12 protein-coding genes and 1 pseudogene are annotated in these 14640 nt (G+C 65.4%); 10 read left to right on the top strand and 3 right to left on the bottom strand.

Annotation, left to right across the window (positions count from 1 at the left end; genetic code table 11):
• The first annotated feature begins 28 nt into the window (after positions 1–28).
• From JQ617_RS31910 to JQ617_RS31870, 9 genes are all read left to right on the top strand, one after another.
• A complete protein-coding gene (locus tag JQ617_RS31910; protein ID WP_502754904.1) occupies positions 29–1312 on the top strand; it encodes an FCSD flavin-binding domain-containing protein in 1284 nt (427 codons plus the stop codon).
• A gap of 219 nt (positions 1313–1531) precedes the next feature.
• Positions 1532–1942 (top strand): sulfur oxidation c-type cytochrome SoxX, encoded by a 411-nt coding sequence (gene soxX / locus JQ617_RS31905; RefSeq protein WP_212029785.1) that lies wholly within the window; start codon positions 1532–1534, stop codon positions 1940–1942.
• Positions 1943–1946: 4 nt separating this feature from the next.
• Positions 1947–2414 carry a SoxY-related AACIE arm protein gene (locus JQ617_RS31900; RefSeq protein ID WP_212029783.1) on the top strand — a complete coding sequence of 156 codons (468 nt, stop codon included), beginning with the start codon at positions 1947–1949 and terminating at the stop codon, positions 2412–2414.
• A complete protein-coding gene (gene soxZ / locus JQ617_RS31895; RefSeq protein WP_063691523.1) occupies positions 2414–2731 on the top strand; it encodes a thiosulfate oxidation carrier complex protein SoxZ in 318 nt (105 codons plus the stop codon). Before JQ617_RS31900 ends, soxZ begins: the two co-directional genes overlap by 1 nt.
• Entirely contained in the window at positions 2728–3507 is a 780-nt protein-coding gene (gene soxA, locus JQ617_RS31890) for a sulfur oxidation c-type cytochrome SoxA (protein ID WP_212029781.1), read from the top strand. The genes soxZ and soxA overlap by 4 nt, the downstream gene beginning before the upstream one ends.
• A gap of 79 nt (positions 3508–3586) precedes the next feature.
• Complete coding sequence (locus tag JQ617_RS31885; RefSeq protein ID WP_212029774.1) at positions 3587–4912, top strand: ABC transporter substrate-binding protein; 1326 nt, start codon at positions 3587–3589, stop codon at positions 4910–4912.
• Positions 4909–5847: a carbohydrate ABC transporter permease gene (locus JQ617_RS31880; RefSeq protein ID WP_212029772.1), complete on the top strand. Its 939-nt coding sequence runs from the start codon at positions 4909–4911 to the stop codon at positions 5845–5847. Before JQ617_RS31885 ends, JQ617_RS31880 begins: the two co-directional genes overlap by 4 nt.
• Positions 5844–6668, top strand: coding sequence for a carbohydrate ABC transporter permease (locus JQ617_RS31875; protein ID WP_212029771.1), 825 nt, complete (start codon positions 5844–5846; stop codon positions 6666–6668). Before JQ617_RS31880 ends, JQ617_RS31875 begins: the two co-directional genes overlap by 4 nt.
• A gap of 120 nt (positions 6669–6788) precedes the next feature.
• The gene (locus JQ617_RS31870; protein WP_063691532.1) at positions 6789–7085 is read left to right on the top strand and encodes a hypothetical protein; all 297 of its coding nucleotides are present in this window, start codon (positions 6789–6791) and stop codon (positions 7083–7085) included.
• 68 nt (positions 7086–7153) lie between these two features.
• On the opposite strand, the gene JQ617_RS31865 is transcribed toward JQ617_RS31870, so the two are convergent.
• The 3 genes and pseudogenes from JQ617_RS31865 to JQ617_RS31855 all read right to left on the bottom strand — a co-directional run bounded on the left by JQ617_RS31865 (position 7154) and on the right by JQ617_RS31855 (position 10717).
• A complete protein-coding gene (locus tag JQ617_RS31865) occupies positions 7154–8818 on the bottom strand; it encodes a regulator (protein WP_212029769.1) in 1665 nt (554 codons plus the stop codon).
• A gap of 10 nt (positions 8819–8828) precedes the next feature.
• Positions 8829–9527 (bottom strand): cysteine hydrolase family protein, encoded by a 699-nt coding sequence (locus JQ617_RS31860; protein ID WP_212029767.1) that lies wholly within the window; start codon positions 9525–9527, stop codon positions 8829–8831.
• Between the two features lie 236 nt (positions 9528–9763).
• Positions 9764–10717: pseudogene (locus tag JQ617_RS31855) on the bottom strand (hypothetical protein).
• A gap of 165 nt (positions 10718–10882) precedes the next feature.
• Between JQ617_RS31855 and JQ617_RS31850 the strand changes: the two are divergent.
• Positions 10883–14359: an indolepyruvate ferredoxin oxidoreductase family protein gene (locus tag JQ617_RS31850; RefSeq protein WP_212029765.1), complete on the top strand. Its 3477-nt coding sequence runs from the start codon at positions 10883–10885 to the stop codon at positions 14357–14359.
• Positions 14360–14640: the final 281 nt, after the last annotated feature.

Genomic DNA, 14640 nt, shown 5'->3' with positions numbered 1-14640 from the left:
GAGAGATCGCCGCCGCAGCCGTTTTCGAATGTCCCTGATGACCATGCGCCCGGTGACACGGCGGAATGCCGTGTTCGGCATCACCATGGCGGCCGCAACGTTGGCGCGGCCATCGATCTCGCGCGCCCAGTCCACGGGACGTGTCGTCGTGGTCGGCGGCGGCTTCGGCGGCGCGGCTTGCGCCCGCGCGCTGAAGCGCGCGCAGGCCGACCTGCAGATCATCCTGATCGAACCCAACGCGGTCTTCACCTCCTGTCCCTTCAGCAACGAGGTGATTGCGGGCCTGCGCGACATCGACGCGCAGCAGTTCGGCTACGACAAGATCGCTGCCGATGGCATCACCGTGATCGGCCAGGCCGTGGCCGCGATCGAGCCGCAGCAGCGCAGCCTCCTGACGGCCGACGGTGTGGCGCTGCCTTACGACCGTCTCGTGTTATCCCCCGGCATCGACTTCCATCTCGAGGCCCTGCCCGGCTATGACGAGGCCGCATCGGAAAAGATGCCGCATGCCTGGAAGGCCGGCGCACAGACGCTGTTGCTGCGCCGGCAACTGGAGGCGATGGACGACGGCGGCACCGTGGTCATAGCGATCCCTGCCAACCCCTCGCGCTGCCCGCCCGCGCCTTACGAGCGCGCCAGCCTGATCGCCCATTACCTGAAGACGAAGAAGCCGCGCTCGAAAGTGCTGGTCCTGGACGCCAAGGACAATTTCTCCCAACAACGGCTGTTCGAGAAGGCCTGGAAGGAGCTCTACGGCGACATGATCGAGCGCATTGGCCTGTCGCAGGGCGGCCGCGTGACCTCCGTCGATGCCGCGACCAAAACCATCGTCACCGAATTCGGCAACTACACCCCTGACGTCGCCAGCGTCATTCCGCCCCAGCGCGCGGCACGCATTGCCGAGATCGCGGGCGCGGCGGATCACACCGGCTGGTGCCCGATCGATCCCGTCACCTTCGAGTCGAAGCTCGTCAAGAACATCCACGTCATCGGCGACGCCTGTCTCGGCGGCGGCATCCCCAAATCGGCCTCGGCCGCGAGCGCACAGGGCAAGGCTTGCGCGACTGCGATCGTCGCTTTGCTCGCCGGCCGTGCGCCAGAGGCACCGCGGCTGACCGGTGCCTGCTACAACACCGTCGCCCCCGGTTACGGCTTCTCGCTCGCCGGCAACTACCAGCCCCGGGGCGATATCTTCGCCGAGGTCGAGGGCGGTGCGACCAGCCCGGTCGATGCGCCGCGCGAACTGCGCGCGCGCGAGGCGGCGGAGGCGGAGCGCTGGTTTCAAACCATCACGGCGGACACCTTTGGCTAGAGCATGCTGAGACGAAGCCGCCACCACGACCACAGTGCGCCCCCTCCCCCGCCTGCGGGGGAGGGTTGGGGAGAGGGTGTCTCCGTACGCGAGAACCCCCAAGAGGAGAAAGCCCTCACCCGCCGCTGCGCGGCGACCTCTCCCGCAAGCGGGAGAGGTGAGCGGAGCTCGTGGCAATCTCAGTCACTCCATCGAGCAGTTGCGATTTCAGCATTGTTCGTGTCGATCTTGGCCTTGCCCGCGCAAGCGGAAGACCTGGTCCCCTATGAGATCACCGGCGACGGCATTCCGGCCTCGCTCACCGGCTCGCCTGGCGATGCCGCGCGCGGGCGCGCGCTGGTGCTGGCGCGCACGACCACCTGCATCCTCTGCCATTCCGGCCCGTTCCCGGAAACGCGTTTCCAGGGCGACCTCGCGCCCGATCTCAGCGGCGCCGGGAACCGTTGGACGGCGAGCCAGTTGCGGCTTCGTCTGATCGACGCGGCGCGCTTCAACCCCGACACCATCATGCCGTCCTATTATCGCAATGATGGCCTCGTCCGTGTCGGGCGCAATTTTGCCGGCAAGCCGATCTTGTCGGCTGCGGAGATCGAGGACATCGTGGCTTTTCTTGCAGCGCTTCGGGACTAGGTTCATGCCAACCACGCGACGACGATTTCTGAGCCTTGCCGGTGGCGTCACAGTCGCCGGGACGATCCCCGTCATCACGCTGCGGCCGCTGCAGGCGACGCCCGCAATGCTCACCACCGCGATCCGCAACGTCGTCGGCGAGGCCCAGATCCGCACCGGCAGGGTGAAGCTCGACATTCCGCCGCTGGTCGAGAACGGCAACACCGTGCCGATGACGGTGAGTGTCGCGAGCCCGATGACGGCGGCCGACTACGTCAAGAGCATCCACGTCTTCAACGAGAAGAACCCGCAGCCGAATATCGGCAATTTCTACCTCAATCCCTCCGCCGGCCGTGCCCAGGTCTCGACGAGGATCCGGCTCGCCGACACCCAGAAGGTCGTGGCGATTGCCCGCCTCTCCGACGACAGCTTCTGGCAGGTCGCCGCCGACGTGGTCGTGACGCTGGCCGCCTGCACCGAGGAGATGAACTGATGGCCGCGCTCATCAACGTCCCGGCAAAGGCCAAGCGCGGCGATATCATCGAGATCCGCACGCTGACCTCGCACATCATGGAGACCGGCTTCCGCCACACCGCGGACGGAAAGCTCGTGCCGCGCGACATCATCGCGAGCTTCACATGCCGCTACAACGGCGCCGAGATCTTCCGCGCCGACCTGTTTCCCGCAATCGCGGCGAACCCGTATCTTTCGTTCTTCACGGTCGCGAAGGAGAGCGGCAAGTTCGAGTTCGAGTGGATCGGCGACAACGGCTATTCATCCACCGCCTCGGCATCGATCACAGTCGAATGACTGTTTGGCGCGCGATAGCGGCGGCGCTCCTGGTCATTACGGGGCCTGCCCTCCTCGCCGGCGAAATCCCGCCGGATGCGCGCCGCTCCGGCTATTCGTTCATGGGGCCCGACACGCGCGCCATGCAGGATGACGACACGTCCAATCCCGGCATGCTGTTCGTGCTCGACGGCGAGGCACTCTGGGGCAAGAAGACCGGCGACGCCGGCAAGGCCTGCGCCGACTGCCATGGCGATGCGCGCAGCAGCATGAAAGGCGTCGCGGCGCGCTATCCCAGCTTCGACAGGCAGCTCGGCCGCCCCGTCACGCTCGACCAGCGCATCAATCTCTGCCGGGCCAATCAACAGCAGACGACGCCGCTGCCCTACGAGAGCCGCGACCTCCTCGCGCTGTCCGCCTTCGTCGCCCACCAGTCCCGCGGCGTCTTGATCACGGCCGGCGAAGATCCCGAGCTCAAGCCGTTTGTCCAGCAGGGCCACGATCTCTTCGTGCAGCGCGAGGGTCAGCTCAACCTCGCCTGCACCAATTGCCATGACGACAATTTCGACAAGCGCCTTGCGGGCGCGCCGATCACGCAAGCTCAGCCGACCGGCTATCCGCTCTACCGCCTGGAGTGGCAGACGCTGGGGTCGATCGAGCGCCGGTTGCGCAGCTGCATGAGCGGCGTCCGCGCCCAGGCCTATGATTACGGCTCGCCCGAGCTGGTCGCGCTCGAACTGTACCTGATGTCGCGGGCGCGCGGCCTTCCGATGGAAACACCGGCCGTACGTCCCTGATGGCAGATTAGGGCTAGGCAGGCGTGGCACGGCCGCTAGTATCCCTCCCAAAGAAAATGAGTGAGAGGGAGGGACTCAATTGGCAAACCACAACATTTCGCGCCGCACGCTGTTGACAGGCACCGCGGCTGCCGGCGCGCTCAGCCTGACCGGGCTGCCGGCGCGCGCCGAGGTCAACTGGAAGAAATACGCCGGGACCAAGCTGGAGGTGATCCTCGCCAAGGGTCCGCGCGGCGACAACCTGCAAAAGAACATCAAGGAATTCACCGAGCTCACCGGCATCCAGGTCGAATCGGAGCAGATCCCCGAGCAGCAGCAACGGCAGAAGGTCGTGATCGAGCTCACTTCGGGACGGCCGAGCTTCGACGTCGTGCATCTCAGCTATCACGTGCAGAAACGGCAGTTCGAGAAAGCCGGCTGGCTCGCCGACATGACGCCGTTCATGAAGGATCCGACGCTGACCGCGCCCGACCTCGTCGAGAGCGACTTCTCGGCCGCCGGCCTGCAATACGCCAAGAACGACAAGGGCCAGATGCTGTCGCTGCCCTGGTCGGTCGACTATTTCATCCTCTACTACAACAAGGAGCTGTTCCAGAAGAAGGGCGTCGCGGTCCCCAAGACGCTCGACGAGATGGTCGCAGCCGCCGAGAAGCTCACCGACGCCAAGGACGGCACCTACGGCTTCGTCGGGCGCGGCCTGCGTAACGCCAACATGACGTTGTGGACCAACTTCTTCCTCAACTACGGCGGGGAATTCCTGGACGCCAAGGGCAACATCCTCACCGACGGGCCGGAGGCGGTCGCGGCGACAAAACTCTATCAGACGCTCCTGACCAAGGTCGCCCCGCCCGGCGTCGCCGGCTTCAACTGGATGGAGTCGATGGCTTCGTTCACGCAAGGACGCTCGGCGATGTGGATCGACGGCGTCGGCTGGGCACCGCCTCTGGAGGATCCGGCCGCCTCGCGCGTCGTCGGCAAGGTCGGCTACACCGTCGTGCCGGCCGGACCGAAGGGCCAGTATTCGGCCACTTATGGCGACGGCATCGGCATCGCCGCGGCGAGCAAGAACAAGGAAGCCGCCTATCTGCTGTGCCAGTGGGTAGTCTCGAAGAAGCAGGGCGCGCGGCTGCTGCAGGCCGGCGGCGGCGTGCCGTTCCGCAACTCGATCCTGAACGACGCCGAAGTCCAGAGCGGCGTGAAGATGCCCAAGGAGTGGCTGCAGTCGGTGATCGACTCCGCCAAGATCAGCAAGCTCGGCCTGCCGGTCGTGATTCCCGTCGCCGAATTCCGCGATCTCGTCGGCGCGGCGCTCACCTCGACACTATCGGGCGCCGATCCCGCGGCCGAGTTGAAGAAGGCTCACGATCAGTTCCGTCCGATCCTGGAGCGCAGCGAAAAGGCGTGAGTGCGTTGACACAATCGACTCCGGCCGCGGCACGGTCCGATGCCGCGCCGGAGAGGGAGTTGCGGCCGCCGTCCTACTGGCCGTTCGTGGTGCCGGCGCTGGTCGTCGTGCTCGCCATCATCATCTTCCCGTGGGTCTTCACCATCTGGATGAGCCTGAACGAATGGAAGGTCGGCTCGCCGACCACCTTCGTCGGGTTCTCCAACTATCTGCGGCTCACGAATGATCCGCGCTTTCTCGAGGCGGTCGGCCACACGCTGGTCTACACCGTGCTGTCGGTGGTGCTGCCGCTGATCCTCGGCACGCTCTCGGCCGTGGTGTTTCACCAGAAGTTCGCCGGACGCGGATTCCTGCGCGGCGTCTTCATCATGCCGATGATGGCAACGCCGGTGGCGATCGCGCTGGTCTGGACCATGATGTTCCATCCGCAACTCGGCGTGCTGAACTATCTGCTGTCGCTGGTCGGCATCCCGGCGCAGCTCTGGGTCTTCCACCCCGCGACCGTCATACCCTCGCTGGTGCTGGTCGAGACCTGGCAATGGACGCCGCTGGTGATGCTGATCGTGCTCGGCGGCCTCGCTGCGATCCCGACCGAGCCTTACGAGAGTGCGCAGATCGACGGCGCCAGCTTCTGGCAGGTGTTCCGCTTCATCACGCTGCCGCTGATCATGCCGTTCCTGTTCATCGCCGGCATGATCCGCATGATCGACGCCGTGAAGAGTTTCGACATCATCTTCGCGATCACGCAAGGAGGGCCCGGCTCGGCGTCGGAGACGATCAACATCTACCTCTACAGCGTCGCCTTCACCTATTACGACCTCGGCTACGGCTCGGCGATCGCGGTCGTGTTCTTCCTGCTGATCGTCCTGCTTGCGGCGGTGATGCTCTACGCCCGCCAGCGCATGGTGTGGACCGAAATCAAGAGCGGCGCATGACACCCCGTCAGATCATCGGCAAAATCGGCCTGTGGCTCTCCGTGCTCGTCATCGTGTCGCCGGCGATCCTGTTCTTTCTCTGGATGCTCTCGTTGTCGCTCAAGTTCGAGGTCGACAATGCCGCCTACCCGCCGGTGCTCTTTCCGGATCGCATCGCCTGGAAGAATTATGCCGACGTGCTCGCCTCCAACCGCTTCATGACCTATTTCATCAACAGCCTGATCGTGACGGGCAGCGCGACGTTGCTGGCGCTGATGGTCGGCGTCCCCGCCGGTTACGGCATCGCGCGGATGGCCGCACATAAGTCCGCGATCGTGATCCTGATTGCCCGCATCACGCCGGGCCTGTCCTATCTGATCCCGCTGTTCCTGCTGTTCCAGTGGCTCGGCCTGCTCGGCACGCTGGTGCCGCAGATCATCATTCATCTCGTGGTCACGGTGCCGATCGTGATCTGGATCATGATCGGCTATTTCGAGACGACGCCGATGGAGCTGGAGGAAGCCGCCCTGATCGACGGTGCCGGCCGCTGGCAGGTGTTTCGCCATGTCGCGCTGCCGATCGCCAAGCCCGGCGTCGCGGTCGCCTTCATCCTCGCCGTGATCTTCTCCTGGAACAATTTTGTGTTCGGCATCGTGCTGGCCGGACGCGAGACGCGCACCCTGCCCGTCGCGGTCTACAACATGATCTCGTTCGATCAGTTGAGCTGGGGACCGCTCGCCGCCGCCGCGCTGATCGTGACCTTCCCGGTGCTGCTGCTGACGGTGCTCGCCCAGCGGCAGATCGTGGCGGGGCTCACTGCGGGAGCGGTCAAGGGCGGCTGAATTCCGTGCCGCAAGTCGTCCGGCCGACGGGGCGTCCGATCTCAGAAAGAAATCCTAGTCCGGGAGCGTGCTGATGTGCTTTGATGCATGTGGCAGGGCCTGAGACGCATAGGTGCCCTGATGTACATGTTCGTTCGAAAGTACACCAAGGTTCGTTCGGTCGCGGACGCAGCTCGCCGTGCCAAGAGCGGCATCGGTCAGATCCTGAGGGAATCTCCCGGCTTCAAATCGTATTATGTGCTGGACGGAGGCGACGGCGTCGGCGTCGCCGTGATGATATTCGAGGACCGCGAGAGCGCCAATGCGGCCAACGACAAGGTGCTGGGTTTCGTTCAGGCGAGCCTGCTCGACCTCAATCTTGGAGACCCCGAGATCGTCGACGGGGAAGTTCTGGTGAGCATGGAGTCCAGAGCATAAGTGTCGCCAGATGGAGAATGCGCCGGACGGCACGTTGCCGCCCGGCCGCAGCCTTTGCTAGCCCAAGTTTACTCCGCCGGCGCAGCCGACATCTCGGGATGCGGCGCGTAGTGCTCGCTGGTGCGCCGGCTGAGTGCGTACATCCCGGCTGCCATCACGGCATAGGCGAAGGCGACGGGAGGCGTGACGCCGAAGCCGCCGCCGATGCCGACCGCTTCACCGTGCATGAAGCCGAAATAGGTCAGCACCGCGCCGACCAGCGCGAAGGCAGACGCCTTCTCGAAATCGCGCTCGATGATGAAGACACCGATCGCGCCGAGGATGAGGCCGCCGAGGATGGAGCCGCCGCCCATGATCTCCAGGCCGTGATAGAACACGCCCTGCTGCGGCAGTGCGGCGACCGCGGCGACCTTGACCGCATCCGCCTTGTCGGCCGCCATGCCGCCGACGGTCGCCGCCGCCGTCATGGTCGAGGCCAGCATGGTGTCGATCTGGAGCTTGGCCCAGGCGGCCAGATGCGGCGTCAGCGCCAGCACGATCGCGGGCGCGTGCTTGACCGGCGTGGTCTGGAACGCCTGCGCGCCGATGAGCATGCCGATATAGAGCAGGATCGGCGAGATCGCGACGACGGGCACCAGCGCCAGCAGCACCGAGATGATGCCGAACCAGGCCAGCACCACCACCATGATGCCGGTCGCAGCCGAGTAACCGATGCGGCCGCCCATCGCCTTCCAGCCGGGATGGCCGATATAGACGGCGTTGATGAAGGGATTGCCCATCAGGCAGCCGATCAGGCTGACGACGCCGTCGGCGGTCAGGACGCGCGTGGTGGGATATTCGTCGCCGGCCGCTTCCGCGCTCTCGACATTGTCCATGGCCTCGACGAGGTCGTAGATGCCGAAGGGAATGGCGGTGACCAGGATGATGCCGAGGAATTCGAAGCCGGAGAAGACGTAGCCCACCGCCGGGATCGGCACCGAGAAGCCGAAATTGGCGAAGGCAGCGCCGACGCCCGCGATGCTCAACCCGCCGAGGCCAAGCCCGAACAGGTTGGAGCCCCAGGCGATGATCATGCCGGCCGCAATCGCGACGAGGCCGGCGGGAATGCCGCGCCAGTACTTCACGCCGCCGAACCAGCTCACCAGGATGATGGCGAAGCAGACGAGCCCGATCTGCGGCGTCATGTACATCTCGAGCGCGGGGCGCATCGAGATGAAGGTGACGGAGACGCCGGCAAGCGTGCCGAGCAGTGCCGCACGCGGGGTGATCCTGCGGATGAACGGCGCGATGAAGCCGCCGATCATCAGGATGAAGCTCTGGAAGAACACCCAGACGAGGCCGGCCGACCAGCCCTTGAGCGGGTCGCCGGTCTTCAGCGTGATCGGCAGCATGATGACGAAGGTGACGATGAACATGTGAGGCACGCTGACGCCCGACGGCAGCGCGCAGACGTCGTCGCGGCCGGTCTTCTGCGCGAGCCGATAGGCGAGATACGCATAGTAAAAAGTGGACAGACACATCATCAGCCCGAGCGCGGGCAGGATGCGGCCGAACACGAGACTGTCGGGCATCTTCAGAACGAAGCGCAGCAGGCCCGTGAGCACCAGCATGTTGACGAGGATGTTGGTGCCGAAGCCGAAAAACGCGTTCCAGTCGCCCGATGTCCATAGCGCCGGCTTGAACTCGGACTTGTTCAGATCAGAACTGCCGGCCGTCCCCGTCAATGTGCTCATGACAATACCCCTATGTGGTCGAAACCTTCATTGCCTCCAGAACTGCGGCTGAATCCGCGACCCAGCCGAAGATGCCGCCCTGGGCCTTGATCATCTTCAGGCCCATCTCGTGAAACTCGGGGAAGTAGGATGCGCAGCCGTCGGACATGACGACGCAGCGATAGCCGCGGTCATTGGCCTCGCGCACCGTGGTGTTGACGCACACTTCGGTGGTGACGCCGCACACCAGCAAATTCTCGATGCCGTACTTTTCCAGCACGTCGGTGAGCTCGGTGGCGTAGAACGCACCCTTGCCGGGCTTGTCGATCACGACCTCGCTGTCGAGCGGATAGAGCTCGGGGATGATGTCGTGGCCGGCCTCGCCGCGAATGAGGATGCGACCCATCGGGCCGGGATCGCCGATGCGCAAGGACGGCGCGCCGCGCTCGACCTTTGCCGGCGGCGCGTCGGAGAGATCGGGTAGATGGCCCTCGCGGGTATGGATCACCAGCATGCCGGTGTCGCGCGCCGCCTTCAGCACCGCGCCGATCGGCTTCACGGCGCGCGCGAGCTGGCTGACGTCGTTGCCGAGCGTCTCGCCGAAGCCGCCGGGCTCCATGAAGTCGCGCTGCATATCGATGATGAGGAGCGCGGTGGCGGCCCAGTTGAGCTTGATCGGCTCGGGCTCGGCGTTGATGACGCCCAGTGTCGGCTTGCTTGAGTTCAACATGACGCCCGCCCCTCGCGAGAACTCTCGTTAGGGAGAGTTCTGCAAGCGGCGTGCCATTGTGTACAATGACGGTGAGGCACGGGCCGCGAGAGAATTCGTTGCGCGCTCAAAACCTTACGCGAGAAGCGGACGCCTGCTTATTCCCTGTGCGACGGCTTTGCGACGTGCATCTGCCTAGAGGATGAGCGCCATCCGGCTTGCTGACTGGCTGTCATTCCGGGGCGACGGAGAGCTGGTTAGCGCCCCGCCCCATACAGCCGCCGATACTCCTCCTCATATGGCGCATAGGACTCCTTCAGCGTCGCCATGTTGAGCAGCATCGTCGCCACCGGTGTGCCCGCCTTGTCGAACACGCGCGTCTTTGCCCAGGCGCTTTCGGTGCGGCGGCTGCCGGAGAGCGCGACCACCTCGCGCTCGACCTCGTAGTCTTCGTCGACGAACAGCGGCCCCTTGACCAGGCGGATCTCCTGGTCGGCGAACAGGCCGACGGCCGGCCCCTTGGCCGGCAGCGGATCCTCCTTGGAGCGGTACTGGAACAGCACGCTCAGCATCTCCATCGGGATAATGGGCTTGCGCCACGGATTGTCGGCGGCCGAGTAGTACGGCGAACTCTCGGTGATGACCGCGAGCTTCTGCCTGAGGGAGAACGGATAGAGGTCGCCCATGTTCTGCTCGAACGCCATCCGCACCGTCTGCCGCTTGCTCGTCTGGGCCACCTTGACGTCGCGCAGGATGACGGGATCGGCGAGCGGCTTCAGCTCGGTGAGGCGGGTCTCGAGCGCGGTCGCGACGGCGGCATCGCCGACCGAGGCCGTGCCGCGCAGGACCTCGGTGCCGTCGCGCTTGACCATCTGGATCTGGCACTGGCGTGTACCGGGCAGCGGCTTCGACAGGATCGCCTGCACTTCCTCGCCCTCGTAGCAGACGCTGCGGTAGTGCGCGGACAGGCAGCCGCTCTCGAACTAGGCCTGCCCCCAGAGCCGCGCGCCGAGCGGGGCGAACTGGCTGAAATGCGTCGGGCCCTCGATGGTGCCGCCCTTGAAGCCGAGCTTCTGCGCGGTGGCGTCGTCGTGGATCGAGGCATGCGCGTCGTAGGTTTGTGCCTGCAGCATCTGGCGCGGCTTGCGCCACGGGCCGATCAGCGCCTCCGCGGTCTCGGTGATCTCGGTCTCGAATGCGTTTGCGGTCATCGGTCTTCTCCACAGGCAGCCATGACTAACAGGACCGCCACGGATGCGGCCAGCGATATTGACTTCGCCGGTCCATGGCTTTGACTGTCACAATTCGCGTCGCGCAGCCGCAACCCCTTCCCGCAGCGCAAAATCCCGCCGAGCAAGACGACAAGGACTCCTGAAATGACGCTGATGCAGGTCGAGCTGGACGACAAATACCGGCTCGAATCGAAGCGGATCTTCCTGTCGGGCACACAGGCGCTGGTCCGCCTGCCCATGTTGCAGCGCGAACGCGACCGGCTTCAGGGGCTCAACACCGGCGGCTTCATCTCGGGCTATCGTGGTTCCCCGCTGGGCATGTACGACCACGCGCTGTGGCGCGCGAAGTCATTCCTCCAGCAGCACGACATCGCCTTCGTCCCCGGCCTGAACGAGGACCTGGCGGCGACCGCGGTCTGGGGCAGCCAGCAGGTCGGCCTGTTCCCCGGCGCCAAGGTCGATGGCGTGTTCGGCATCTGGTACGGCAAGGGCCCCGGCGTCGATCGCTCGGTCGACGCGCTCAAGCATGCCAATGCGGCCGGCACCTCGCTCAACGGCGGCGTGCTCGCTCTCGCCGGCGACGACCATGGCTGCCAATCCTCGACGCTGGCGCATCAGAGCGAGCAGGTGTTCGCGGCGGCCCTGATCCCCGTCATCAATCCGGCGACGCTGCAGGACTATCTCGACCTCGGCCTCCTCGGCTTTGCGCTGTCGCGCTTCTCGGGCTGCTGGGTCGGCTTCAAGGCGATCAGCGAGACCGTGGAGAGCTCGGCCTCGATCGACAGCGACCCCGAGCGCATCAAGATCATCCTGCCCGATGATTTCGAGATGCCGCCCGGCGGCCTCAACATCCGCTGGCCCGATCCGCCGCTCGAGGCCGAGAGGCGCCTGTTCGGACCGAAGATGGCCGCGGTGCAGGCCTTCGCCCGCGCCAACAAGCTCGACCGCATCGTGCTGGATTCGAAGCCGGCCCGGCTCGGCATCGTCGCGACCGGCAAGGCCTACCTCGACTTGCGCCAGGCCCTCGCCGACCTCGGGATCACCGACAAGGACGCGCAGGACCTGGGCCTTCGCATCTACAAGGTCGCGCTGACCTGGCCGCTGGAGGAAAGCGGCGCGAAGCGCTTCGCCGAAGGTTTGCAGGACGTGCTCGTGGTCGAGGAGAAGCGCGGCTTCATCGAAGACCAGTTGATGCGCATCCTCTACAATATCGATGCCTCGAAGCGTCCGACCGTCACGGGCAAGCGCGACGAAAGCGGCGCGCCGCTGCTGCCGAGCGAAGGCGAATTGACGCCGACCATCGTCGCCGGCGCGCTGGTGAAGCGCCTGCGCAAGCTCGGCCATCACAGCCCGGTGCTGGAGCAGCGCCTCGCCCGGCTCGAGGCGTTCGATAGCCCCGTCACCTCCACCTCGCAGATCAAGCTCGCGCGCACGCCGTTCTTCTGCTCGGGCTGCCCGCACAATTCCTCGACCCGCGTGCCCGAGGGCAGCCGCGCCATGGCCGGCATCGGCTGCCACGGCATGGCCCTGAGCATGCCGACCCGCCGCACCGATTTGATCTCGCATATGGGCGCCGAAGGTGTGAACTGGATCGGCCAGTCGCCCTTCACCACCGAGAAACACATCTTCCAGAATCTCGGCGACGGCACCTACACGCATTCGGGGCTGCTCGCCCTCCGCGCCGCATCGGCCGCCGGCATCAACATCACCTACAAGATCCTCTACAACGATGCGGTGGCCATGACCGGCGGCCAGCCGGCCGAAGGCGCCTTCAACGTCGCGCAGATCGCGCACCAGGTCTGGGCCGAGGGCGTCAAGCGGCTCGCGATCGTCTCGGACGATCCCAGCAAATACCCCCAAGGTAATTACTTCCCGCAAGGCGCAACCATCCATCACCGCCGCGAGCTCGATGCCGTGCAGCGCGAACTGCGCGACATCAAGGGCCTGACGGTCGTGATCTACGACCAGACCTGCGCCGCGGAAAAGCGCCGCCGCCGCAAGCGCGGGCTCTATCCCGATCCCGCCAAGCGCGCCTTCATCAACGAGCTCGTCTGCGAAGGCTGCGGCGACTGCTCGCAGGCCTCCAACTGCGTCTCGGTGCAGCCGCTGGAGACCGAGTTCGGCCGCAAGCGCCAGATCGACCAGTCGAACTGCAACAAGGATTTTTCCTGCGTCGAAGGCTTCTGCCCGAGTTTTGTGACCGTGCATGGCGGCTCGCTCAAGCGCATGAAGACGTCGGCTGTGGATTCCGGCCAGCTCTTTGCCGACCTGCCGCTGCCGCCCGCCCATGAGCTCGACGGTCCCTACAACATCCTCGTCACCGGCATCGGCGGCACCGGCGTCATCACCATCGGCGCCCTGCTCGGCATGGCCGCCCATGTCGACGGCCGCGGCTGCTCGGCGCTCGACTTCACCGGCCTGTCGCAGAAGAACGGCGCGGTGATGAGCCATGTGCGCATCGCGCCGAAGCCTGAGGACATCTCGGCCGTCCGCATCACCACCGGCGGCGCCGACGTCATCCTCGGCTGCGACATGATCGTCTCGGCCGGCCCGACCGCGCTGAGCCGCGCCGAGCGCGGCGTGACCAAAGCCTATATCAACGCCGATTTGCAGCCGACCGCGAGCTTCGTGCAGAACCCCGACATCGATTTCGAGATGGGCACGATGCAGACCGTGCTGCGCGATGCCGTCGGCGACAAGAACCTCGACATCATCGACGCGACAGGCATTGCCGCGGCACTGATGGGCGACAGCATCGCGACCAATCCGTTCATGCTCGGCTTCGCCTTCCAGAAGGGCGCCATTCCGCTGTCGCTGGAAGCCCTGCTCCGCGCCATCGAGATCAACGGCGCCGCGATCGAGATGAACAAGCTCGCCTTCACCTGGGGCCGCCTTGCCGCCCACGACATGTCGCGGGTGCGTAGCGTGCTCCAGTTCAAGGCCAGGGCGTCCGCACCGGCGAAATCGCTCGACGACATCATTGCGACCCGCGCCGAGTTCCTGACCGGCTACCAGGACAAGGCCTATGCTGACCGCTATCTCGCCGGGGTCGCCAAGGTACGGAAGGCGGAGAGCGTTGCTTCGCCCGCATCCACGGAGCTGACCGAGGCGGTTGCGAAAAACCTGTTCAAGCTGATGTCCTACAAGGACGAGTACGAGGTCGCGCGGCTCTACACCGACGGCAGCTTTGCAAAGAAGGTGTCTGAGAAGTTCGACGGCGACTTCACGCTGAAGTACCATCTGGCACCGCCGATCTTCGCCAAGCGCGACAAGGCGACCGGCCGTCTTCAGAAGCAGGAGTTCGGCGGCTGGATGCTCCACGCCTTCGGCGTGCTGGCCAAGCTGAAGTTCCTGCGCGGCGGCGCGTTCGATCCGTTCGGCCGCACCGAGGAGCGCCGCACCGAGCGGAAGCTGGTCGAGGATTATCTTGCCATGATCGACCAGCGGATCGCCGGGCTGAAGGCGGAGCAGATCCCGCTGCTGGCACGGCTCGCGAAAGTGCCCGAAACCATCCGCGGCTTCGGCCACGTCAAGGAAGCCAATATCAAGCTGGCAGCGGCCGAGAAGGCGCGGCTCGAGGCGGAGCTGGACAACAGCCGCTTTGCCGCGGCTGCGGAGTAGCGGATAGGCGCGAGCCTCTCTCCCGGTCATTGCGAGGAGCCCTTGCGACGAAGCAATCCAGAGTCCCTCCGCGGAGACAGTCTGGATTGCTTCGCTGCGCTCGCAATGACCGAGATCGTAGGACGCGCTCGCCACACATTCGGTGTCATCGCCCGCGAGGGCGGGCGATCCAGTACTCCGGGGCAGTTGTGATTAGGTCGATGGGCCGCGGCGTACTGGATTGCATGATGTGGCTCCATCCGCTCAGGATGGGGCGCCGGCGGACCTTCGAGTACTGGTTT

Origin of the sequence: Bradyrhizobium sp. KB893862 SZCCT0404 (assembly GCF_018130885.1) — a bacterium.
GTDB lineage: Bacteria > Pseudomonadota > Alphaproteobacteria > Rhizobiales > Xanthobacteraceae > Bradyrhizobium > Bradyrhizobium stylosanthis.
Note: the sequence above shows the minus strand (reverse complement) of the source record. Positions and strands in the feature narration are given on the sequence as shown.

Excerpts from the sequence above, each read along its gene's own strand:
- JQ617_RS31900 (WP_212029783.1), top strand. The coding sequence starts at position 1,947 with ATGCCAACCACGCGACGACGATTTCTGAGCCTTGCCGGTGGCGTCACA.
- JQ617_RS31865 (WP_212029769.1), bottom strand. The coding sequence starts at position 8,818 with ATGAGCACATTGACGGGGACGGCCGGCAGTTCTGATCTGAACAAGTCC.
- JQ617_RS31910 (WP_502754904.1), top strand. The coding sequence starts at position 29 with ATGTCCCTGATGACCATGCGCCCGGTGACACGGCGGAATGCCGTGTTC.
- JQ617_RS31850 (WP_212029765.1), top strand. The coding sequence starts at position 10,883 with ATGACGCTGATGCAGGTCGAGCTGGACGACAAATACCGGCTCGAATCG.
- soxA (WP_212029781.1), top strand. The coding sequence starts at position 2,728 with ATGACTGTTTGGCGCGCGATAGCGGCGGCGCTCCTGGTCATTACGGGG.
- JQ617_RS31860 (WP_212029767.1), bottom strand. The coding sequence starts at position 9,527 with ATGTTGAACTCAAGCAAGCCGACACTGGGCGTCATCAACGCCGAGCCC.
- JQ617_RS31870 (WP_063691532.1), top strand. The coding sequence starts at position 6,789 with ATGTACATGTTCGTTCGAAAGTACACCAAGGTTCGTTCGGTCGCGGAC.
- JQ617_RS31875 (WP_212029771.1), top strand. The coding sequence starts at position 5,844 with ATGACACCCCGTCAGATCATCGGCAAAATCGGCCTGTGGCTCTCCGTG.
- soxZ (WP_063691523.1), top strand. The coding sequence starts at position 2,414 with ATGGCCGCGCTCATCAACGTCCCGGCAAAGGCCAAGCGCGGCGATATC.